The 19433-nt window shown below is 72.9% G+C and carries 18 protein-coding genes and 1 tRNA gene; 4 read left to right on the forward strand and 15 right to left on the reverse strand.

Annotated features, from left to right (window positions below; translation table 11 throughout):
• Positions 1–52 precede the first annotated feature (52 nt).
• Positions 53–478, forward strand: coding sequence for a pyridoxamine 5'-phosphate oxidase family protein (locus tag ACFWVV_RS20895; protein WP_384353274.1), 426 nt, complete (start codon positions 53–55; stop codon positions 476–478).
• A gap of 248 nt (positions 479–726) precedes the next feature.
• Here ACFWVV_RS20895 and ACFWVV_RS20900 read toward each other — a convergent pair whose 3' ends face one another.
• Both ACFWVV_RS20900 and ACFWVV_RS20905 read right to left on the reverse strand, forming a co-directional pair.
• Positions 727–1371 carry a LuxR C-terminal-related transcriptional regulator gene (locus tag ACFWVV_RS20900; protein WP_384353271.1) on the reverse strand — a complete coding sequence of 215 codons (645 nt, stop codon included), beginning with the start codon at positions 1369–1371 and terminating at the stop codon, positions 727–729.
• Entirely contained in the window at positions 1362–3146 is a 1785-nt protein-coding gene (locus ACFWVV_RS20905) for a sensor histidine kinase (RefSeq protein WP_384353268.1), read from the reverse strand. Before ACFWVV_RS20905 ends, ACFWVV_RS20900 begins: the two co-directional genes overlap by 10 nt.
• A 352-nt stretch (positions 3147–3498) precedes the next feature.
• Between ACFWVV_RS20905 and ACFWVV_RS20910 the strand changes: the two genes are divergently transcribed.
• A complete protein-coding gene (locus tag ACFWVV_RS20910; RefSeq protein ID WP_384353265.1) occupies positions 3499–4545 on the forward strand; it encodes an MBL fold metallo-hydrolase in 1047 nt (348 codons plus the stop codon).
• A 15-nt stretch (positions 4546–4560) separates the two neighbouring features.
• Here the strand turns inward: ACFWVV_RS20910 and menC are convergent, their stop codons facing one another.
• From menC to ACFWVV_RS20940, 6 genes are all read right to left on the reverse strand, one after another.
• On the reverse strand, positions 4561–5628 hold the full coding sequence (gene menC / locus ACFWVV_RS20915; protein ID WP_384353418.1) for an o-succinylbenzoate synthase: 1068 nt from the start codon (positions 5626–5628) through the stop codon (positions 4561–4563).
• 41 nt (positions 5629–5669) lie between these two features.
• A complete protein-coding gene (locus ACFWVV_RS20920; protein WP_384353262.1) occupies positions 5670–6500 on the reverse strand; it encodes a GNAT family N-acetyltransferase in 831 nt (276 codons plus the stop codon).
• Positions 6497–7579, reverse strand: a complete 1083-nt coding sequence (locus tag ACFWVV_RS20925; RefSeq protein ID WP_384353415.1) for a M20/M25/M40 family metallo-hydrolase — start codon at positions 7577–7579, stop codon at positions 6497–6499. The genes ACFWVV_RS20920 and ACFWVV_RS20925 overlap by 4 nt, the downstream gene beginning before the upstream one ends.
• Positions 7580–7742: 163 nt before the next feature.
• Positions 7743–8765 carry a dipeptidase gene (locus tag ACFWVV_RS20930; protein ID WP_384353259.1) on the reverse strand — a complete coding sequence of 341 codons (1023 nt, stop codon included), beginning with the start codon at positions 8763–8765 and terminating at the stop codon, positions 7743–7745.
• A gap of 594 nt (positions 8766–9359) precedes the next feature.
• Positions 9360–11063: a PucR family transcriptional regulator gene (locus ACFWVV_RS20935; RefSeq protein ID WP_384353256.1), complete on the reverse strand. Its 1704-nt coding sequence runs from the start codon at positions 11061–11063 to the stop codon at positions 9360–9362.
• 293 nt (positions 11064–11356) lie between these two features.
• Positions 11357–11433, reverse strand: a tRNA-Pro gene (locus tag ACFWVV_RS20940).
• Positions 11434–11567: 134 nt separating this feature from the next.
• Between ACFWVV_RS20940 and ACFWVV_RS20945 the strand changes: the two genes are divergently transcribed.
• Both ACFWVV_RS20945 and ACFWVV_RS20950 read left to right on the forward strand, forming a co-directional pair.
• A complete protein-coding gene (locus tag ACFWVV_RS20945; RefSeq protein ID WP_384353253.1) occupies positions 11568–12299 on the forward strand; it encodes a thiamine pyrophosphate-dependent enzyme in 732 nt (243 codons plus the stop codon).
• Between the two features lie 33 nt (positions 12300–12332).
• The gene (locus ACFWVV_RS20950) at positions 12333–13232 is read left to right on the forward strand and encodes a transketolase family protein (protein ID WP_384353250.1); all 900 of its coding nucleotides are present in this window, start codon (positions 12333–12335) and stop codon (positions 13230–13232) included.
• Positions 13233–13290: 58 nt separating this feature from the next.
• Here ACFWVV_RS20950 and ACFWVV_RS20955 read toward each other — a convergent pair whose 3' ends face one another.
• The 7 genes from ACFWVV_RS20955 to ACFWVV_RS20985 form a co-directional block, all read right to left on the reverse strand.
• Entirely contained in the window at positions 13291–13677 is a 387-nt protein-coding gene (locus tag ACFWVV_RS20955; RefSeq protein WP_384353247.1) for an MmcQ/YjbR family DNA-binding protein, read from the reverse strand.
• A gap of 80 nt (positions 13678–13757) precedes the next feature.
• Positions 13758–14357 carry a GAF domain-containing protein gene (locus ACFWVV_RS20960; protein ID WP_384353244.1) on the reverse strand — a complete coding sequence of 200 codons (600 nt, stop codon included), beginning with the start codon at positions 14355–14357 and terminating at the stop codon, positions 13758–13760.
• A 13-nt stretch (positions 14358–14370) separates the two neighbouring features.
• A complete protein-coding gene (locus ACFWVV_RS20965; RefSeq protein ID WP_384353242.1) occupies positions 14371–15021 on the reverse strand; it encodes an ATP/GTP-binding protein in 651 nt (216 codons plus the stop codon).
• The gene (locus ACFWVV_RS20970; RefSeq protein WP_384353239.1) at positions 14999–15370 is read right to left on the reverse strand and encodes a DUF742 domain-containing protein; all 372 of its coding nucleotides are present in this window, start codon (positions 15368–15370) and stop codon (positions 14999–15001) included. Before ACFWVV_RS20970 ends, ACFWVV_RS20965 begins: the two co-directional genes overlap by 23 nt.
• Positions 15371–15372: 2 nt before the next feature.
• Positions 15373–15810: a roadblock/LC7 domain-containing protein gene (locus ACFWVV_RS20975; RefSeq protein ID WP_384353236.1), complete on the reverse strand. Its 438-nt coding sequence runs from the start codon at positions 15808–15810 to the stop codon at positions 15373–15375.
• A 4-nt stretch (positions 15811–15814) separates the two neighbouring features.
• Positions 15815–17713 carry an ATP-binding protein gene (locus ACFWVV_RS20980; RefSeq protein ID WP_384353233.1) on the reverse strand — a complete coding sequence of 633 codons (1899 nt, stop codon included), beginning with the start codon at positions 17711–17713 and terminating at the stop codon, positions 15815–15817.
• 424 nt (positions 17714–18137) lie between these two features.
• Entirely contained in the window at positions 18138–19343 is a 1206-nt protein-coding gene (locus ACFWVV_RS20985) for an MBL fold metallo-hydrolase (RefSeq protein WP_384353230.1), read from the reverse strand.
• Positions 19344–19433 lie beyond the last annotated feature (90 nt).

Here is a 19433-nt window from a genome sequence, read left to right on the forward strand (position 1 = left end):
GCCCGTGGCACAGCAGCCCTCACCCCTCGCATCCGGAGCAGAAGGAGCAACCGTGGCACTCTCCCGCGACGCACGTGAAGAATTCCTGGCCGAACCGCACATCGGCGCGCTCTCCGTGGACGCCGGACCTGGCCGCGCTCCCCTCACCGTGCCGATCTGGTACCAGTACGCGCCCGGTGGCGACCTGTGGATCCTGACCGGGCCCGACTCCCGCAAGGCGGAGCTGATCCGGGCCGCCGGCCGGTTCACGATCATGGTCGACCGGGTGGAGCCGACCATCCGATACGTGTCGGTGGAGGGCCCCGTCGTGGCGGAGGCGCCGGGCACCCTGGAGCAGCTCACCGAAATGTCCGCCCGCTATCTGCCGGCCGAGAAGGTGCCGGCGTACGTCGACTTCTCGTGGAAGGAACACGGGGCTCCGGCAATCCTCACGATGCGTCCCGAGCGGTGGGTGACCGCGGACCTCGGGTCGGTGTGATCCCGGCAGGACGGAAAGATTCCGGATCTCAGGGCAGGCCCTGATGTCAGGTCCCCGCGGTCTGCCTATGGTGTTCTCACCGGCACCGTTCCGGGGACGACGACGGGGGAAGTACGGGGGAACTCGGGGGAAGCGTCGTCCCGGAACGGTCTGCCGTGCTCCGGCCCACGGACGCGGTCACCGGGTTCGTGGGTGCGGTGCTCGTGCCCGCGGACGCGGTGGCCGCATCCGTGGAACGGAAGCCGCGGTCAGGCCCGTAGATAGGTGAGCACTGCGCGTACTCTGCGGTGGTCGTGCAGGTCGGTCTCCAGCGCCAGTTTGGCGAAGATGTTGCGGACGTGTGTCTCGACCGTCTTCGCGCCGATGACCAGGGTGCCGGCGATCGCGTCATTGCTCCGGCCCTCCGCCATCAGCGCCAGTACCTCGCGTTCGCGGGCGGTGAGTTCGTCGAGCGGGCCGGGGGCGCGCGGGGTGTCGAGCAGCCGGGCCACCACCTCGGGGTCCAGGACGCTCTCGCCCGCCGCGACCCGCTTGAGCGCGCCGGCCAGTTCGTCGATGTCGGCGACCCGTTCCTTGAGCAGATAGCCGAAGCCGCGCGGGTCCTCGGCCAGGGCCCGCACGGTGTCCGTCGTCTCGACGTACTGCGAGAGCAGCAGCACCCCGGTGCCGGGGTGGCCGCGGCGGATCCTGGCGGCCGCGAGCAGGCCCTCGTCGGTGTGGGTGGGCGGCATCCTGATGTCCAGGAGCACGGCGTCGGGGCGGTGTTCGGCGACCAGCGCGGGCAGCCGCTCGGCGTCCCCCAGCGCGGCCGGGACCTCGAATCCCGCGTCGGTGAGCAGTCGTACGACGCCCTGCCTGAGGAGCGCCGAGTCCTCGGCCACTATCACCCGCACGGAAGCTCCGCCCTGATCCTGGTCCCGCCGCCTGCGGGAGAGTCCACGTGCAGTATCCCGTCCACGGCGGCCAGCCGGTCGGCCAGCCCCCGCAGTCCGCTGCCGCGGGCCGTGTCGGCGCCGCCGATGCCGTCGTCGACTGTCTCGACGACGAGCCTGCCCCCGCTGTACCGGGCGGAGACGCTGACCGCCCGGGCCTCGGCGTGCTTGGCCGCGTTGGCGAGGGCTTCGCAGACGGTGAAGTACGCGGTGGACTCCACGACGGGATCGTAGCGCCGGGGTTCGGCGGCGACGACGACGGGCAGGGCGGCCTGCTGGGCGAGCGCGCTGAGCGCGGGGCCGAGTCCTTCGCGGGTGAGGACCGCGGGGTGGATGCCGTGGGCGATGCCGCGCAGCTCTTCGAGCGCCAGTTTCAAGCTCTCCTCGACCTCGGCGACCGAGCGTCGCAGGGACGGGTCGGGGTGGCCTGCCAGGCCCTTGTCGACGCGGCGCAGGGCCATCAGGGCGAAAACGAGACGGGTCTGCGCACCGTCGTGCAGGTCCCGCTCGAGGCGGCCCCGCTCGGCGTCGGCGGCGCGGACGATGCGCGAGGTGACCTCCTTGGCCTGGGTGCGCAGCGACAGGTTCTCCAGGGCCAGGCGCAGCGCCGCTCCGACCGATTCGAGGAGTTCGGGGTCCTCGTCCAGGGCCGGGTCGTGCTGGAGAAGGGCCAGCGGGGTGCCCCGGGAGGAATCCACCCGGGTGCGCCCCTGGCCCTGGCCGCGGACGACGCCGCCCTCCCCGTCGACGTACGCGCCCTTCTCCTCCTGCCACAGGCCCAGGCGCAGCCCGGGGTCGCCGAGCACCCGGCCGAGCACCTCGCGCAGCCGGTCCTGGCCGGGGTCGGTTCCGAGGTCGATGACCAGGTCGCCGACCTCGGCGCGCTGCAGGCGCATCCGCAGCAGACCGGTGAGGAACGCCACCGGTACGGCGACCTGCGCGAGGTCGGAGAGCAGGAAGACGGCCTCCTGGAGGACTCCGGCCGGGGGTGTGGGCAGCAGCAGGAGCAGCAGGTCCCACAGCAGGAACGCGGAGGCGATCGCGATGGCGATCCAGGCCGGCAGCAGGGCCCTGCGGCGGGCCACCGAGGCCTGCTGCCAGCGGCGCAGGATCGCGACGACCAGCACCACGGACAGGACCCAGCCCAGCGAGCGGTAGACGGTGTCCACGGGGGTGAAGAGGCTCGTGAGGGCGGGGACATGCAGCAGGTTGGGGCCGCAGCCGGTGCAGGAGAGGTACGTCGCCTCCACGGCGACGACGGCCGGGTCGTAGGTCATGGCCCGCAGCAGGCCGCCGAGGGCGACCAGTCCGTAGGCGAAGACGGTGAGGCGGCGGGCGAGCGCCGAGCCGAGGCGGCCGTCGGGGAAGGAGAGCACGAGGTGGACGAGGACGGCCATGTTGAGCGCCTCCCACCAGGCACCCACGGCGAACAGGGCGGGCACCCCGGTGCCCTGGAGGTTGCCGAGGAACCAGGTGATGCCCTCGGCTGCCATCAGGGGCCCGGTGCGGTTGGCGGGCCTGTGCCACCAGGCGACGAGGCCGCCGCCCGCGTAGGCGAGGCCGACGGCCAGATCGCGTATCACGTCGGTGGCGGAAGCGCCCGCACGCAGGTACGCCCAGCTGCCCACGGCGGCCACCGCCGCCGCGACGAGGGCGACCGCGGCCATGCGTATCCGCAGGGGGGCTGTGGAGTCGGTGGTGGGGGTGGGAGTGCTCTCCGGGTGCTGCCTGTTCACCGCCCACACGGTAGGCCATCGGTGGACGGGGGCGGCCGGGCGTGCGCCGACCGGTCGCGGAGGACGTCCCGGCGGGGGGCCGGTGGGGTGCCCGGCGGGGGGCCGGTGGGGGGCCCGGCGGGGGGGCCGGCCGGTCGCGGAAAATTTCCCGGCGGGCGGCCCCGCGGGCGTGCCGGGCGGTCGCGGAAGATTTCCCGGCGGGGGGAGCGGCGGTGTACCGATGGTGCGTTCCGTTCGGCGTCCAGCCCTGTGGCGTGTGATCCTCAACGCGCCCCGGAACAGCGCCTCTTCGGCGGCACTTCACTACGCTCACAAGTCCCTGTACAAGCCATGGAAGAACGGGGTGCATGTCGTGGTGAATGTTCTGCCGGCCCTCCCGGCCCAGCCCGACGACTGGACCGAACCCGGCGCCCACCGGGTGAGCGAGGGGGTCTACCGCATCCCGCTCCCGCTCCCCGACGCGGCGCTCACGGCGGTCAACGTCTATCTGATCGAGGACCCGCAGGGGCTGGTCCTGATCGACTCCGGCTGGGCGGGCCCGCGGACGCGCGAGGCGCTCGGGGAAGCGCTGCACTCGCTCGGCCACCGGCTCGCGGACCTCTCCCAGATCCTGGTGACCCACGCCCACTGGGACCACTACACCCAGGCACTCGCCCTGCGGGAATCACTCGGCGCCCGGGTGCGCATCGGGCGCGGCGAGCGGCACTCCATCGAGGGTCTCGACCTGACCCACGGCCCCTTCCCCCGGCAGGTGGAGCAGCTGCGGGCCTGCGGGGCGAAGGAGCTGGCGGACCGGGTCGACGCGCTGCCGGTGACACCGGAGGAACTGGCGATGCCGGTGGGCCCGCCGGACGCCTGGCTGGACGACGGCGAGCAGGTCGCTCTCACCGGCCGTCTGCTGACGACTCTCGCCACACCGGGGCACACCCGGGGCCATGTGGTCTTCGGGGATCCGGCGGCCCGGCTGCTCTTCGCCGGGGACCACGTGCTGCCGCACATCACGCCCTCGATCGGTTTCGAATGCGTACCGGAGAAGTCCCCGCTCCGCTCCTACCTCCAGTCCCTGCGTCTGGTACGGGAGCTGCCGGACGCAACTCTGCTCCCCGCGCACGGTCCGGTGACCGCCACCGTGCACACCCGCGTCGACGAACTCCTCGCCCACCACGAGGAACGGCTCGACGCGGTGGTCCGCGAGGTCCGTGCGGGGGCGGCCACCGCCCTCGAAGTGGCCCGGGCATTGCCCTGGACCCGCCGCGGCCGCAGGCTCGACGAGCTTCCCGACCTGCACCGGATGCTCGCGGTCCTGGAGATCGACGCGCACTTGGAGGTGCTGGCCGGGGCAGGGTTGGTCGACGGGGAGATCGTGGCCGGGGTACGCCGCTTCGCGGTCCGGGCGTAGGGCGCGGTGTTCCGGTCAGAGGGGGATCCACTCGCTGGAGGTGGTCACCTCGTCGAGGAGGTCGGGGAGCGGTGCGACCCCGAGGCCCGGGCCGGTGGGGACGTCCAGGTGGCCGTCCTTGAGGACGAACGGCGGTGTGATGTCCGTGGCGAAGTAGCGGTGCGAGCCGGAGGTGTCGCCGGGCAGGGTGAAGCCGGGCAGGGCGGCGAGCGCGACGTTGGCGGCGCGGCCGATGCCGGTTTCCAGCATGCCGCCGCACCAGACGGGAATGCCGTGGGCGCGGGCCAGGTCGTGGATGCGGCGGGCCTCCAGGTAGCCGCCGACGCGGGCGGGCTTGACGTTGATGACGGAACAGGCGCCGAGCGAGATGGCCGCCGCGGCATGGGCGGCGGACTCGATGGACTCGTCGAGGCAGACCGGGGTGCGCAGCATTTTCGCCAGCTGGGCGTGCTGCACCATGTCGTCGTTGGCGAGCGGCTGCTCGATCAGCAGGAGCCCGAACTGGTCGAGCTTGGCGAGGTGTGCGGAGTCCACCAAGGTGTAGGCGGCGTTGGCGTCGACCTGGAGGAGGAGGTCGTCGCCGAACCGTTCGCGGACCGCGCGGACCGGGGCCAGGTCCCAGCCGGGTTCGATCTTCAGCTTGATGCGGACGTACCCCTCGGCGACGTACCGCTCGACGGCGTCGAGGAGCTCGGGTACGGAGTCCATGATGCCGACGGAGACTCCGCAGGGCACCCGGTCGCGCGCCGCTCCGAGGTAGGAGCCGAACGACTCGCCCCGCGCGCGGAGCTGGGCGTCGAGCACGGCGGTCTCCAGTGCCGCCTTCGCCATGCGGTGTCCGGTGAACGGTTCGAGCACCCGGCCGACCGCGGCCGCGTCGGCCCCTTCCTTGGGCAGGGCGGGCACGAGGAACTTGCGCAGGACGTCCTGCGCCCCGTCGACGTATTCGCTGCAGTAGCGCGGCTCGGACATGGCGGCGCACTCGGCCCAGCCCTCGCCGTCGGCGGTGACGACCCGGACCAGCAGCACGTCGCGGCTGGTCTCGGTGCCGAACGAGGTACGGAACGGTGCGACGAGGGGCATGGCGATCCGGCGCAGTTCGACGCCGGAGATCTTCGGCTTGGTCACGGGTGGCTCCCGGGGTGGGCGGACGTGCGGGGCATGGAAACGGGTGGGGAGGGGGCGGTGGCGTGCCGGACGAGGTAGCCGCGCCTGTCGTACAGGCCGACCACCCGCGCGCCCCGGCCGAGGAGTTCGCCGAGGGTGTGCCGGACGGCGATCCGCCACGCGCGGGCTGCCTGCGGGTCGGTGCGGCGCAGGGCCTCGATGTCGTCGGGCAGTTCGATGAGTACGAACTCCGCGTCGAGCGGGCCGACTTGGGGGCGGCCTTCGACATCGCGGACGCCGTACGCGACGTCGGCGGGCAGGGCCGTGCCGACACCCGGGACGTGGCCCGGGGACGTGGGCGCGGCGAGGTCCCAGACGGCGAGGACCCGGTCGGATTCGTCGCCGCCGTTGATGGAGTCGTCCATGGCGCCGTAGAAGGACGGGAGGTACTGCTCGGGGCGCGCGCCGAGTTTGGTGAGGTTGAAGTGGGCGTTGCGGCGGATGAGCGGGTCGTACGTCCAGGTGATCCGCTTCAGTCCGCGGTCGAGTGCCCACTGCCGCTGGTGGAATTTGAGGGCAACTCCGGTGCCCCTGCCACCGGTGGCGCCCGTGATGTGGGAGTGCAGGGTGGTACCCGCGGGCTCGGCGAAGAAGGCGAGGGAGGCGCCCACCAGGCGGGTGCCCTCGTAGGCTCCGGCCGCGTAGTTCCCGGCGTGCGTGAGGGCCCGCATGATCTCGGCGGGCACGATCGGGCTTGCGGGGTCGGTGCCCCAGATGTCGGCGTAGAGCCGGCACACGTCGTCGAACTCCTCCATGGTGCGGAGTTCGCGGATGTCGGGCCCGTTCATCGCAGGGCTGCCACGAGGTGGGCAAGAAGCCGGGCGCGCTCCGGCATGGTGGTGGTCTCGACGTGTTCGTGGTCGGCGTGGGCCCCGTCCCCGACGGCGCCCAGACCGTCGAGGGTGCGGCAGCCGGTGCCCGCGGTGTAGTTGCCGTCGGACGCCCCGCCGACGGCCGCCTGCCGGAGGGGCGCCATGCCGAGGGGTGCGGCGAGCGAGGCGGCCAGGTCGAACAGCTCGCGGGAGGCCTCGGCCTCCAGCGGAGGGCGGTTGGGGCCGCCGGTGATCTCCAGCCGGGCTCCCGGGAGCCCGGGCTCCAGGGACCGCATGAGGTCGTCGACCGCTTTCTGGGCCGCGCTGCTGGGGACCCGTACGTCCACGCTCAGTTCGGCACGGGCGGGCACGGTGTTGGTCGCGGTGCCCGCCGACAGCAGGGTGGGCGTGACGGTCGTTCCCGGCCCGGTGCGCGCGGTGACGGTGGCGGCGAGGTCTTCGAGGCCGAGGAGCTGGTGGGCGAGTTCCCTGCCCGCGTTGACGCCCTTCTCCGGTTCGAGTCCGGCGTGGGCGGCCCGGCCGTGGACGGTGAGTTCGTAGTGCGAGACGCCCTTGCGGCTGGTCTTGAGGGCACCGCCGGCGGCTGCCGCCTCCAGCACGAGGGCGGCCCCGCACTGGCGGGCGGCGGCTTCGATGAGCGGCCTCGAGGTGTCGGACCCCACCTCCTCGTCGCCGGTGACCAGCACGCATAGGCCGTCGAGGGAGGGCAGGGAGGCCAGCGCGTGGAACATCTGGACCAGCCCCGCCTTCATGTCGAAGACGCCGGGACCCCGGGCGATGCCCTGCCGCACGGACCAGGGGTGCGTCGCGAGGGAACCGGTCGGCCAGACGGTGTCGTGGTGGCCCAGGAGCAGGACGCGCGGAGTGCCGAACGTCCAGCGCAGGTGGGTCACTCCCCCGCTCACCAGGAATTCCGGCCGGGCGCCGAGCAGCCGGTGCCCCTGCCCGGCGACGACCTGGGCGCTGCGTGCCACGGCCGCGTGGTCGGCGGAGAAGGACTCGCAGCACACGAGCTCTTCGAGGTCGGCGAGCATGGCGCCGAGGCCGGGGAGAGCGGGGCCGGGGAGACCTCGGCCGGGGGATGCGAGGCCCTCGGGGGATGCGAGGTCGTGGGGTACGGGGTCGACGGGCATGGTGGGGCCTCCGGGGGGAGAAAGGTGTGGGGGTGCAAGGGCGCGTACGGTCCGGCGCGGGCGCTCATCCCATCTGCGTACTCATGACCCTCCGCAGGTTTCCGCCGAGGATCTGCCGGATGTCCTTCTCCGCCAGGCCCCGGCGCACCAGCGCGTCGGTGACCAGCGGCATGCCCGCCGGGCCCGCCAGCTCGGGGAAATCGAACATCGGGTCCTCGTCGTCGAGGTGCTCGCAGCAGGGCGGGGTGAGGTCGGCCATGATCTCCTGCACGAAGTCCGAGCCGAGGCCGACGTGTTCGGCGCCGGCGACGGAGACGAGGTGCTCGATGTGGTCGACGATCCGCTCGACGCCCACCTTCGCCCGGTCGTCGGTGAGGAAGTCCGGCACGAAGTTCACACAGACGACGCCACCGGTGGCGGCCACCCCGCGGATCTGTTCGTCGGTAAGGTTGCGGTGGTGGTCGCGCAGGGCCCGGGCGTTGGAGTGGGTGGCGAGCAGGGGCTTGGTGGCGATCTCCAGGACGTGGGCGACGCCGGTGGCACTGAGATGGGAGAGGTCGAAGAGGATGCCGAGGCGTTCCATCTCGGCCAGGGCCCGCACCCCCGGGGCGGTGAGCCTGCTGCCGGTCGCGTCCTCGCGGCTGCCGTCGGCGAGCGGAGTGCGCCCCCAGTGCGCGATCGACGCGATGCGTACGCCCAGCCGGAAGAGCGTGGAGAACAGTTCCACGGACGCGTCGACGCCGGGCGCGCTCTCCAGCGCGAGGACGAGGGCGATCCGGTCCTGGGCCAGGGCGGCGTCGATGTCGGCCCCGTCCCGGCACAGGGCGACCCGGTCCGCGTTCTCCTCGGCCAGCACGTGGGCGCACTCGATCATGCGAAGGGTCTGCCGCAGTGCTCCTTCGGGCCGGAACTGGTCGTCGATGAAGACGGGCAGGACCTGGATGCGGATACCGCCCTCGCGCAGCTGCGGCAACCAGCGTTCACGGAAGAAGCTGCCCCAGCGGTGCGGCGGCCGGGCGGCGACGGCCATCAGAAGGTCGTTGTGGGCATCGGCGACGACGGAGTGCCGATGCAGGTCGTATGACACGGAGGATCCCCTCGTACGGGCCGGACGCACTCCGGCGGGCAGGAACACCGGCACGGCTCCCGGCACTTGGCAGTCCGCGGCCACCTCCGCGAGGCGCGTGCCCCCGACCGAAGCCGGTCTGCGCGGAGGCCCCCGGGTGTGGTGAACAGACAGGCAGCGTAGGCAGGGCGAGGGCCGTGCGTGTTGGTTGCCGGGGACGAAAAAGCCGCCTGCGGCTTGGCTCCTGGGACGACTTGAGGTGCCGAGTGGATACGGGGACACCACCACAACGGTCGAGGCGACGGGCCGGTCCGTGGCGGGGTCATCACCACGGCGATCAGGGCGACAGGCCGGTCCGCGACGGGGCCGGCCGGCACCCGGGCCGCCTCCGCGTAGCCCACTCGGCGAGCAAGCTGGAGCTCGCGGGCAAGCGGATCGGGGTCGGGGTCGTGGACGACGCCGCGTACTCGCCGGGTGCCACTCACCATCGCGGGCTGCGGCGGCTCGCCCAGCACCCCCCGCACCGCACAACACCGCACAACACCGCACCGCACCGCACCGCACCGGGACGCTCTCGCCGACGGCGCCCGCACCCGCCTCAGGTCCCCTCCCCCGTCAGCCGTGCGGCCGGGTGTCCCCTGCCACGGTCCGGGGTCCGCCGGCCGGATCGTCGTACCGCCCCATCAGCCGCAGCTGCAGCATGGCCGCGAACCGTGCGGAAGGGTCCCCCAGGTCGAGCCCGCCCACCTCGGACACCCGGCGAATGCGGTACCGGAAGGTGTTGGGGTGGACGAACAGGCTTCTCGACGCGGCGATCACGTCCCCGAAGGCGTCCAGCCAGGCCCGCAGCGTCTCGACCAGGCGGGCGTTGTGCTCGGTGTCGTAGGCCACGAGCCTGGCGAGCGGTCCGGAGAGTTCGTCGCGGTGGGCCGCGGCGAGATCACGCATCTCGATGAGCAGGGCCTCGGTGTACACATCGGCGATCGAGGCGACCTGTCCGCCCGCCCGGCCGCTCGACAGCACCCGCAGGGCACGATCCGCGTTGGCCCGTGCCCTGGCCAGGGCGGCGGGCTCCGGGGCCAGGGAGCCGATCCCTATGACGGCGCCGCCGCGGCCCCCCGTACGCCGCAGGAAGTTCGACGCCACCTGGACCGCCCGCTCCCGCGCGGCCGCAGGGTCGGCGGTCACCGGGAACAGCGCGTACGCCACCTCGCCGAGCAGCGCGACCGCCGCACGCGGCCCGACCGCGCCGAGGTGCACCGCCAGCGCGCTCGCGAGGCGCTGCCGCTCGGCGGCGGCCCCGGCGTGGTCGCCGTCCGCCGCGGCCCTGTCGCCCGGTTCACCGGACCCGGGGCCGAGCCCCATCGCCATGACCAGGAGCGGCTCGTCCGCCAGCCCCAGCCGGCCCAGTGCCCCGGCGGCGCCCGCACCGCCCTCCAGCGCGGTCGCCACCAGGTCCGCCCGCAGCCGGTTCTCCGCGTCGGCGCCCGCACGGAACCGCAGCATGTGGAGCGCGACGAGCTTCGCCGCCTCCTCGAACGCCTGCTCCCGCTCGGGCGTCAGGGGCTCGCGCAGCGCCGCCCACACCGAGCCCAGGATCTCGTCCCCCGCCCGAACCGCGATCGCCACCCGCGCCAGCGCGACCTCGTCGCCGAGGCTCGGCGGCGGAATGTGCACGGGACCCTCGGTGCGGTAGAGCCGGGTGAAGACCCCGTCCTCCTCGTGGATGCGCAGATACCGTTCGGGCACCTGCCTGGCCAGGATGCTGGCCACCCGGGCGGCGTCCGCCTCGTCCTGCCGTCCGGAGAAGGCCAGGATGCGGAAGCGCCGGTCCTCGATCGTGACGGGCGCGTCCAGCAGCGTGGCGATCGCGTTGGCCAGGGCGAAGAGGTCACCGGAAGGCACCCCGCCCAGGGTCTGCTCCCCCGCCCCGCCGACGTCGCCCTCGGCGAGCAGGGTGCGGAGCATCGCGGCGAGCTGGGCCCAGGACGCACCCCGGGTCAGGCCGAGCAGCACCACCCCGGTCTCGGCCACGACAGGCTCCAGGACGCCCCCGTCCGCCACCGGGCCCCGTACGACGAGGGCTGCGGCGCTCCGGCCCCGCAGGTCCCGCAGAAGCCCCGCGATCTGCTCCGTGCCGTGCACGCCGACGCCGAGCACGAGGGCGTTCGGCGGGTGGTGCTGCTCGTCGTGCGGGTCGTGGATGCCGACCCCGCCGAGCTCCCCGACGGCCTCGGGAGCCCCGTACAGCAGATCGAGGAGGGCAGGGCCGAAGTCCTCGAGCACCCGGCTCAGGCTCCTGGCGGGGTGCGTCGACATGTGCCTGATCATCTCCGCAGGTGAGGACCCGGCCGCAGCGGTACGTCCGTGGGTGCGAACGAGAGTACGTGCCGCTTTCCGTCCACCGGTACGCAGTCCGGGTCGCCCGGTGCCCGGTCCGGCCGGGACCGCTGCCACCGGGAGCACCGGCACCGGCCCGCCCTGGCCCCGCGGCCCCGGCGGTCCTTCGAAGGGTGGCGCCCAACACCGGGACATCCGGGCGTCCTTGGGCGGAAAACACGGAAGGCCGCCTTCGCAAGCTTGCGAAAACGACCTCCGACCCGCCCGAAAGCTGGTCGGGACGACAGGATTTGAACCTGCGACCCCTTGACCCCCAGTCAAGTGCGCTACCAAGCTGCGCCACGTCCCGATGCCCGCCTGACCTGGGGTTTTCCCCTGGCTGAGCGCGCTTGAGAACAATACCGCACATCAAGACGTGGTGGCGAACGGCTTTGCCGGGCGCCCCTTGACCTCAAGTGGGGTTGACGTTGCACCGTCGTTCCCATGACGACAACAACGCGACAGACACGCGGTGCCGAAGGCCCGGCGGCGTACGGATACCTTGACCTGCGGCGTCTGATGGGGCTGATGACGGGGGCAGAGAAGCACGGGCCTGCCGCCACCTCGACCCTGGACGTGCTGTGGGTGCTCTACGACCGGGTGCTGCGGGTCACGCCCGCCGGGGCGGAGGATCCCGGGCGGGACCGGTTCCTGCTGTCCAAGGGGCACGGGCCGATGGCGTACTACGCGGTGCTGGCAGCCAAGGGCTTCTTCGGTGAGGAGGTGCTGCCGGGCTTCGGCGCGTACGACTCGCCGCTCGGGCACCACCCGGACCGGGTGCTGGTGCCCGGCGTGGAGATCGGCAGCGGGTCGCTCGGCCACGGGCTGCCGCTGGCGGTGGGCACGGCGCTGGGGCTGCGGGCCCAGGGCCGCCCCGGGCCGGCGGTGTGGGTCCTGGTCGGGGACGCCGAACTGGACGAGGGCAGCAATCACGAGGCGCTCGCCTTCGCGGGGCCCGCCGGACTCGACCGGCTGAACGTGGTGGTGGTCGACAACTCGTCCGCCACGCACGGCTGGCCGGGCGGGATCGCCTCCCGGTTCGAAGCGGCCGGCTGGTCGGCGGAAACGGTGGACGGGCGGAACCACGAGGCACTGTACGCGGCGTTCACCGCACCGCATCCGGGCCGCCCGCGGGCCGTCGTGGCCCGGGTCGAACCGAAGAACCAGTCCCACTGAAGAGCCATCGGACCCGGAAAAGAGGAATGTGTCATGGACACCATGCGTGACCGGTTCATCGCGACCACCGACCGGCTGCTGGACGAGGATCCGAGGGTGGCGCTCGTCCTGGCCGACATCAGCGCGGACGGCTTCGCGCCCGCCCTGCGCAGCCATCCGGAGCGGGTGATCAACGTCGGGATCAGGGAACAGCTGCTGATCGGTGTCGGCGGCGGGCTGGCGCTCACCGGGATGCGGCCGGTGGTGCATACGTTCGCGAGCTTCCTGGTGGAGCGTCCTTTCGAACAGGTGAAGCTGGACTTCGGACATCAGGACGTGGGCGGTGTGCTGGTCAGCGCGGGCGCCAGTTACGACTGGCCGGCGGGCGGCTTCACCCACATGGCGCCGGGGGACGTCGCTCTCCTGGACACTCTGGACGGCTGGACGGTCCACGTGCCGGGCCATCCCGACGAGGCGGAGACTCTGCTGCGGCACGCCGTGGCCGCCGCGGACGACCGGGTGTACGTACGGCTGTCGTTGCAGAGCAACGCACGGCCGGTGCCGGTACGGGGCGAGGGGGGATTCGCCACCGTACGGCAGGGCCGGGACGGGACCGTCGTCGCGGTCGGACCGATGCTCGACCAGGTCCTCGCGGCGGTGGAAGGGCTCGATGTGACGGTGCTCTACGCGGCGACCGTGCGGCCCTTCGACGGGGCGGCGCTGCGGGCCGCCGGGCATCCGGACGTGGTGCTCGTCGAGCCGTACCTCGCGGGCACGTCGACCGCCGAGGCCAACGACGCGCTCGCCGACCTGCCGCACCGGGTCCTCGGGCTGGGCGTGGCACGGCGCGAGTTGCGGCGCTACGGCGCCATGGAGGAGCACCTGACCGCGCACGGCCTCGACCCGGCTTCGCTGCGGGAACGGATTGCCTCGTTCCTGAACACCCGGACGTAGAGAACGTACCGGGCGGGCCGGACCCCCCGGCCATCCGGGACGCCCTGGGGCACGCGGGTCAGGTCCCGCCGTCCGCCCCTCCCCGCTCCGCCGGCGGAGCGGCCAGTTCCGGGTGGGCGGCGAGCAGCCGGCGCGGGGCGGCCTGCCGCCAGGAGTCGAGGAGGATGGCGCGGAGTTCCTCCTCGTCCTCCACGGCGGCCAGGTGGGCGCGCAGCCAGTCGTAGTGGTCGTCGTGGCCCTCGCGGACGAAGAACTTCTCCGGTTCCGCCGCGATCAGCCCGGGCCGCTCCTCCCTCGGGCACTTGAAGGCCATCGAGGTGTCGTCGTCGCCCAGCGCGGCGAAGATCTTCCCGGCGACCCGGAAGGTCGGCTCGCCCCACGCGAGCTTCTCCGTCGCGTCGGGCAGGGCGAGCGCCACCGTGCGTACGTCCTCGGCAGTGGTCATGCGAAAACCGTACGGGCCGGCACCGACAACCGCGTCGGACCTGGCCGTCCAGTGCGGCGGTCAGGTCCGCATGGACCGGGTCACGGCCGGTCCCGTTGCGGATCGCCGCCCCGGGTGCCGCCCTCCTCCCGCCGCGCGATCTCGGTCATCAGTTCGGCGGCCATCGCCTTGATGGTCTCCAGGCCCTGCCGCCCCCACTGCCGGGGCGTGGTGTCCACGACGCAGATCGCGCCGAGTGCGATGCCGGAGCCGTCGATGAGCGGGGCGCCGAGGTAGGAGCGGATACCGATCTCGTCGACGACCGGGTTGCCCGCGAAGCGCGGGTAGTCGCAGACGTCCTCCAGGACGAGGGCCTTGCGGCGGGCGACGACGTGCGGGCAGAAGCCGTGGTCCCTGGCCATCGCCCTGCCGATGCGCCCGGCGGCGGCCGCGGCCCCCAGGTCGCTGCCGGAGTGGGTGCCCGAGGGGGTGTGCAGTCCGGCGAAGAACTGCCGGTTCTCGTCGATGAAGTTGACCATGGAGTACGGGGCGCCGACCGCCTCCGCGAGCCGGACGGCGAACGCGTCGAGCATCGGGTCCGGCTGCCCGCCGACCCCGAGCTGCCGCAGCCTGCGCGCCCGTTCGGGCCCTTCCCGGTCGGCTGGGGTGAGCAGCAGGTGGCCGATCCTGTCGTACGTCATCGGGGAGCTCCCGTCATGGGTGGGCCGCGGGGACGGCGGGCGCGTTGCTGAGGAGGTGCTTGACGAGGGTGACCAGGGTGGCGATGCCGGAGCTGGCGAGCCGGGCGTCGCAGATCACCACCGGGATCCGGGGGCTGAGGTCGAGCGCCCCGCGCACCTCTTCGGGTTCGTACCGGAAGGAGCCGTCGAACTCGTTGACGGCGACCACGAATCCGATGCCGCGCTGTTCGAAGAAGTCCACGGCGGCGAAGCAGTCCTCCAGCCGGCGGGTGTCGGCGAGGACGACGGCGCCGAGTGCCCCCTTGGAGAGTTCGTCCCACATGAACCAGAAGCGTTCCTGGCCCGGGGTGCCGAAGAGGTACAGCACATGATGGTCGTCCAGGGTCATCCGGCCGAAGTCCATGGCGACGGTGGTCATGGACTTGTTCTCGATGCCCTCCAGGCTGTCGGTGTCGGCGCCCGCCTGGGTGAGCAGTTCCTCCGTACTGAGGGGGTCGATCTCGCTGACCGCGCCGACGAAGGTCGTCTTGCCGACGCCGAAGCCGCCCGCGACGAGGATCTTGAGTGCGGTGGGGAAGACCTCGGGGCCCGGCAGGTCCCCGCCGCCGCTGTGCCCGGATGCGGGGCCGTAGTCGCCGTAGTCAGAGTTGTCGTCGTAGACCATCGAGCACTGCCTCCAGCAAGTCGCGGTCGGTCGGGGTGTGGGGGAGGACAGGTGCGTGGGTGACGGCCGCGCCGCAGTCCACCAGGTCGGAGAGCACGACCTTGGTGACGACCGCGGGAAGCTTCAGATGCCCCGCGATCTCGGCCACCGACAGCGGGCTGTCGCACAGGCCGAGCGCGGTGACGTGCTCGGGTCCCAGGTGCACGGGAAGGGTGGTGCCGGTGGCCATCACCAGGGTCAGCAGGTCGAGTTCGGCGGTCGGTCGGGTGCGGCCGTCGCTCACGGTGTACGGGCGGATCAGCCGGCCGGCCGCGTCGTCGAGCCAGGGCCCGTCCTGCGGGGCCGCCACGGTCACTGCCCCGGGGCGTGCGGCGCACTGCCCGCCCGTTGCCGTGCGGGCGTCGCCAGATACGGCCGGACGCTCTTGACCAGCATCGCCATCTCGTAGCCGAGCACGGCGGCGTCGGCCTCGCGGCCCGCGAGCACGGCCAGGAAGGTGCCGGAGCCCGCCGTCGAGACGAACAGCAGCGTCGAGTCCAGCTCGACCACCACCTGCCTGACCTCGCCGCCGTCACCGAACCGCATGCCGGCGCTGCGGCCCAGTGAATACAGGCCGGAGGCGAGGGCGGCCATGTGGTCGGCACTGTCGGTGTCCAGACCGTGCACGGACTTGACCAGCCCGTCGGAGGAGAGCAGGACGGCACTGCGGGTGTACGGCACCCGTTGGACGAGGCCGCTCAGCAGCCAGTCGAGGTCGGCCGCCTGGCCGGTCGGCGCATCGCTCACCATGGGACTACTCCTTGGGGGTGGGGAAGTTCGTGTCGTCGGGGCGGGCGGCGGCGGTGTGCTCCGCGGGTGTTCCCGGCCCGCCGTGGCCGTCCCGCCGGGCCGGGCCGGGACGGTGCTGCGGGCCGCCGGTTCCCGGCGCGGACTCCTCGGTCCGTACGTCCGCCGCTTCGGCGAGGCCGATGCCGCGCTGGAAGGCGGCCATCAGCCCGGGGTCGTGCAGGGCGGGCTGTTCGTCGTCCTTGCGCGGGGCGGGGACGTCCTTCAGCTGGGGTACGAGGTTTTCCTGGCTGCGCCGCTTGGGGAGGCGGGGCTTGCTGACCCGCCCGCGTACGGAACCCTCCACGGCGGGCCGTGCGGCGCTGTGCACGGGTTCGGCGGGAACCACGCGCTGCGGGGGCGTGGTGGGCCCGTGGGTGACGCCGGGGACGGCGGCGGCCGGGGTGGGGCGGGCGGCGTGTGCGCCGCGGACCGGGAGCGGGGTGGTGCCGGTCGCCGGAGGCGCGGTCCGCGGCCGGTCCTGGCCGGGGTGCGCGGCCGGCTCCGCGGGGGGCGTGTGTGCCGGCGCGTCGGGCCGGCGCGGGCCGGGTGCGGCCGCGGATATCGGTGGCGGGCCGCCCTGCTGCTGTGCGGGCACTCCCCCGTGCACCGCGCCGCCCGTCCGGCGCGGCACGGCGGCGCCCGCGGTGTCGTGGTCGTCGCCCAGCAGGCCCTCGGGGAGGACGAGAACGGCCTGGACGCCGCCGTAGATGTTGTTCTGGAGGCGGACCGCGATGCCGTGTCTGCGGGCCAGGGCCGACACCACGAAGAGTCCGATCCGGCCGTCCTGCAGCAGGTGCTGGACGTTCACCTGGTCGGGGTCCGCGAGCAGTGCGTTCATCTTGTTCTGCTCGGTGACAGGCATGCCCAGGCCCCGGTCCTCGACCTCGATGGCCAGGCCCGCGGTGACGAACTGGGCGCGCAGCAGCACCGTGGTGTGCGGGGCGCTGAAGACCGTCGCGTTCTCGACGAGTTCGGCGAGCAGGTGGATGATGTCGGCGACCGCGTGGCCGCGCAGCGTGCCGTCGATCGGTGGCACGAGTTTGACCCGGGAGTACTGCTCGACCTCGGCGATCGAGGAGCGCATGACCTCGCTCATGGAGACCGGATTGCTCCACTGCCGCCGGGAGATCGCGCCGCCGAGCACGGCGAGGTTCTCGGCGTGCCGGCGGATGCGGGTGGCGAGGTGGTCGACCTGGAAGAGGCCCTTGAGCAGGTCGGGGTCCTCGACCTCGTTCTCGAGCTCGTCGAGCAGCTGGATCTCGCGGTGCACCAGCGACTGGAGACGTCTGGCCAGGTTGACGAACACTTCGACCTTCTGGTCCGTGCCCGCGCTGCTGGAGAACTGGGAGGCCTGCACGACGGCGGTCACGGCCGCGTCGTGAGCCCGACCCAACTCCTGTTCCAGAAGGTCGAATTCGTCACCCTCACGGGTGAGCCCGGAGGGTGCGGTGCGCCGTATCTCGGGGCTGTCGCCGCGACGCAGCCGGTCCACGACGGCCCGCAGCTCGTCCTGGCTGCGCGCGCTGGAGCGGCGCAGTTCGTTGCACCGTACGAACACGGTTCTGGCGGTGCGGTGGGCGGCGAGCGCCGCGGTGCCGACCGCTAGCGCGGCGAGTACGGCGGCCACGGCGAGCCCCGCCCACAGGCCCTGGGTGGGCCGCAGGCCGGCCGAACGCATGGTGTGGAGCACCGCTCCGGCCCCGCTCAGGGCGACCACCACCGCGGGAAGCACGGCTGCGCGGAGCATCTGCGGACGTACGTGCGCCTCGGGAGCGGGCAGCACCGGGGGGCGCGCCCCCGGCCGGCCGTGCCGCCCGCCTTCGCGGCGGTCTGCTCGCGCGGAGGGTGCGCGAAGTTGAGACATCAGCGTCCTCGGTACGTGGGGCCCCAGGGATTCGGCGGGGCTGAGCCCTGTGGTCGAAGGACCCTGTTCCGCACCGTTTCCGGCCCGGATCAGGGCTGGGCTCAACTCGGGTGATGCGGGCCCCCGTTGATCACCGGGCACTCACAGTAGTCGGCAACATTCCATGAGTGAGGAGCAGTTGCCAAAGTTCCCCGTGCGGGGTCCCGCTCTGGTATGAGGCGTCGTACGGGGGTACGAAAACCGGCCGCCCCCGGGAGACCGGGAACGACCGAAACTGATGGAACTCTTTCACTTGCCGGGGCCCCGCCCGGAAACAGCAGCGTCCGCCACACATGAGTGCGAAGGGCTCATGTCGGGAGTTCGTCCGGTGCGCGGTCCCGGGCACGGCCGCGGGGCCGTGCCCGGGACCGCGGCCCGGGGCCGCTCAGTGCTCCCGCGCGAGGTCGAGCCGGACCTGGGCCCCGTGCAGTACGTCCGCCGGCGTCGTGGCCCCGCGCCAGTAACGTTTCACCGGCGCCGACACGCTGCGCCACCAGGGCCTCAGGGGCAGCTTCCCGGAGGGCTCGAAGGGCTGGCCCGGGCAGGGGAACGCCACTTCCTGCCCCGCGTCCCGCGCCGCGTCCCGCGTCCACTCGGCGGGCTCCGCCCACGGGTGCGGGGCGAGGTTGAAGGTGCCCCAGTGGATGGGGAGCAGGACGCCGTGCGGGCTGCCGCCCTGGAGGTCGAGGTGGGCGCGCAGGCCTTCCTCGGGCGTCATGTGGATGTCGGGCCAGTGCGGGCTGTACGCGCCGATCTGGATCATCGTGGCGTCGAACGGGCCGTGTGCGGCGCCGATGTCCCGGAACCCTTCGAAGTAGCCCGTGTCGCCGCTGTGGTAGATGCGGTGCTCGGGCCCCGCGACGGCCCAGGAGGCCCAGAGGGTGTGCTGCTGGTTGCGCAGGCCGCGCCCGCAGAAGTGCCGGGCGGGGGTCGCGGTGAGGGTGAGCCCGGCGACCTCGGTCGACTCGTTCCAGTCGAGCTCGCGGATGCGGTCCAGCGGGACGCCCCAGTGCTCCAGGTGCGCGCCGACGCCCAGGGGCACGGCGAAGAGCGTGCCCGTCCGGGCCAGGGCCTTGATGGTGGGCAGGTCGAGGTGGTCGTAGTGGTCGTGCGAGATGACGACGACGTCCACCTCGCCGAGCGAGGCGAGCGGCACGGGCACCGGGTGCAGGCGCTTGGGTCCTGCGAAGTCGAACGGGGAGCAGCGCTCGCCCCAGACCGGGTCGAAGAGCACCCGGCTGCCGTCGATCTCGGCGAGCACCGAGGAATGGCCCATCCAGGTGATGCGGAGGCCCGAGGCGGGTGGCCTCGCGGTGTCGGCGAGCGTGGTGGCATGCACCGGGACGGTGCCGGCGGGGGCGCGCAGGACGCGCTCCTCCTTGCGGAAGTACGTCGCCAGGAGTTCGCGGGTAGAACTGGAGCTGGGCCTGCTCCGGGTGCCCTCGGGGTTCTGGAAGACGCCGTCGGCGAAGTTCGGTGAGCGGCGGATGCGCTCCATCCGCTCACCCGCGGGGTCGGCTCCGAACGCGGCGGTCCGAAGCTCGCGCAGTCTTGTCCGCAACGGCTTCAGCGGGGAATCCGCACTGGTCACGGCACCTCCATGGGGTTCGGCTTCATTCCATTATGTGCACCCTGTGCTACGCCGCGGACACGGGCCCATGACCGGCAGCAGCACAGCTGC

Origin of the sequence: Streptomyces sp. NPDC058663, assembly GCF_042716745.1 — a bacterium.
GTDB lineage: Bacteria > Actinomycetota > Actinomycetes > Streptomycetales > Streptomycetaceae > Streptomyces.

What these genes read in the sequence shown, in the direction of transcription:
- menC (WP_384353418.1), bottom strand. Translation starts at nt 5,628, where the DNA reads ATGCCCCTCGTCGCACCGTTCCGTACCTCGTTCGGCACCGAGACCAGC.
- ACFWVV_RS20920 (WP_384353262.1), bottom strand. Translation starts at nt 6,500, where the DNA reads ATGAACGGGCCCGACATCCGCGAACTCCGCACCATGGAGGAGTTCGAC.
- ACFWVV_RS20925 (WP_384353415.1), bottom strand. Translation starts at nt 7,579, where the DNA reads ATGCTCGCCGACCTCGAAGAGCTCGTGTGCTGCGAGTCCTTCTCCGCC.
- ACFWVV_RS20935 (WP_384353256.1), bottom strand. Translation starts at nt 11,063, where the DNA reads ATGTCGACGCACCCCGCCAGGAGCCTGAGCCGGGTGCTCGAGGACTTC.
- ACFWVV_RS20945 (WP_384353253.1), top strand. Translation starts at nt 11,568, where the DNA reads ATGACGACAACAACGCGACAGACACGCGGTGCCGAAGGCCCGGCGGCG.
- ACFWVV_RS20950 (WP_384353250.1), top strand. Translation starts at nt 12,333, where the DNA reads ATGGACACCATGCGTGACCGGTTCATCGCGACCACCGACCGGCTGCTG.
- ACFWVV_RS20955 (WP_384353247.1), bottom strand. Translation starts at nt 13,677, where the DNA reads ATGACCACTGCCGAGGACGTACGCACGGTGGCGCTCGCCCTGCCCGAC.
- ACFWVV_RS20960 (WP_384353244.1), bottom strand. Translation starts at nt 14,357, where the DNA reads ATGACGTACGACAGGATCGGCCACCTGCTGCTCACCCCAGCCGACCGG.
- ACFWVV_RS20965 (WP_384353242.1), bottom strand. Translation starts at nt 15,021, where the DNA reads ATGGTCTACGACGACAACTCTGACTACGGCGACTACGGCCCCGCATCC.
- ACFWVV_RS20975 (WP_384353236.1), bottom strand. Translation starts at nt 15,810, where the DNA reads ATGGTGAGCGATGCGCCGACCGGCCAGGCGGCCGACCTCGACTGGCTG.
- ACFWVV_RS20980 (WP_384353233.1), bottom strand. Translation starts at nt 17,713, where the DNA reads ATGTCTCAACTTCGCGCACCCTCCGCGCGAGCAGACCGCCGCGAAGGC.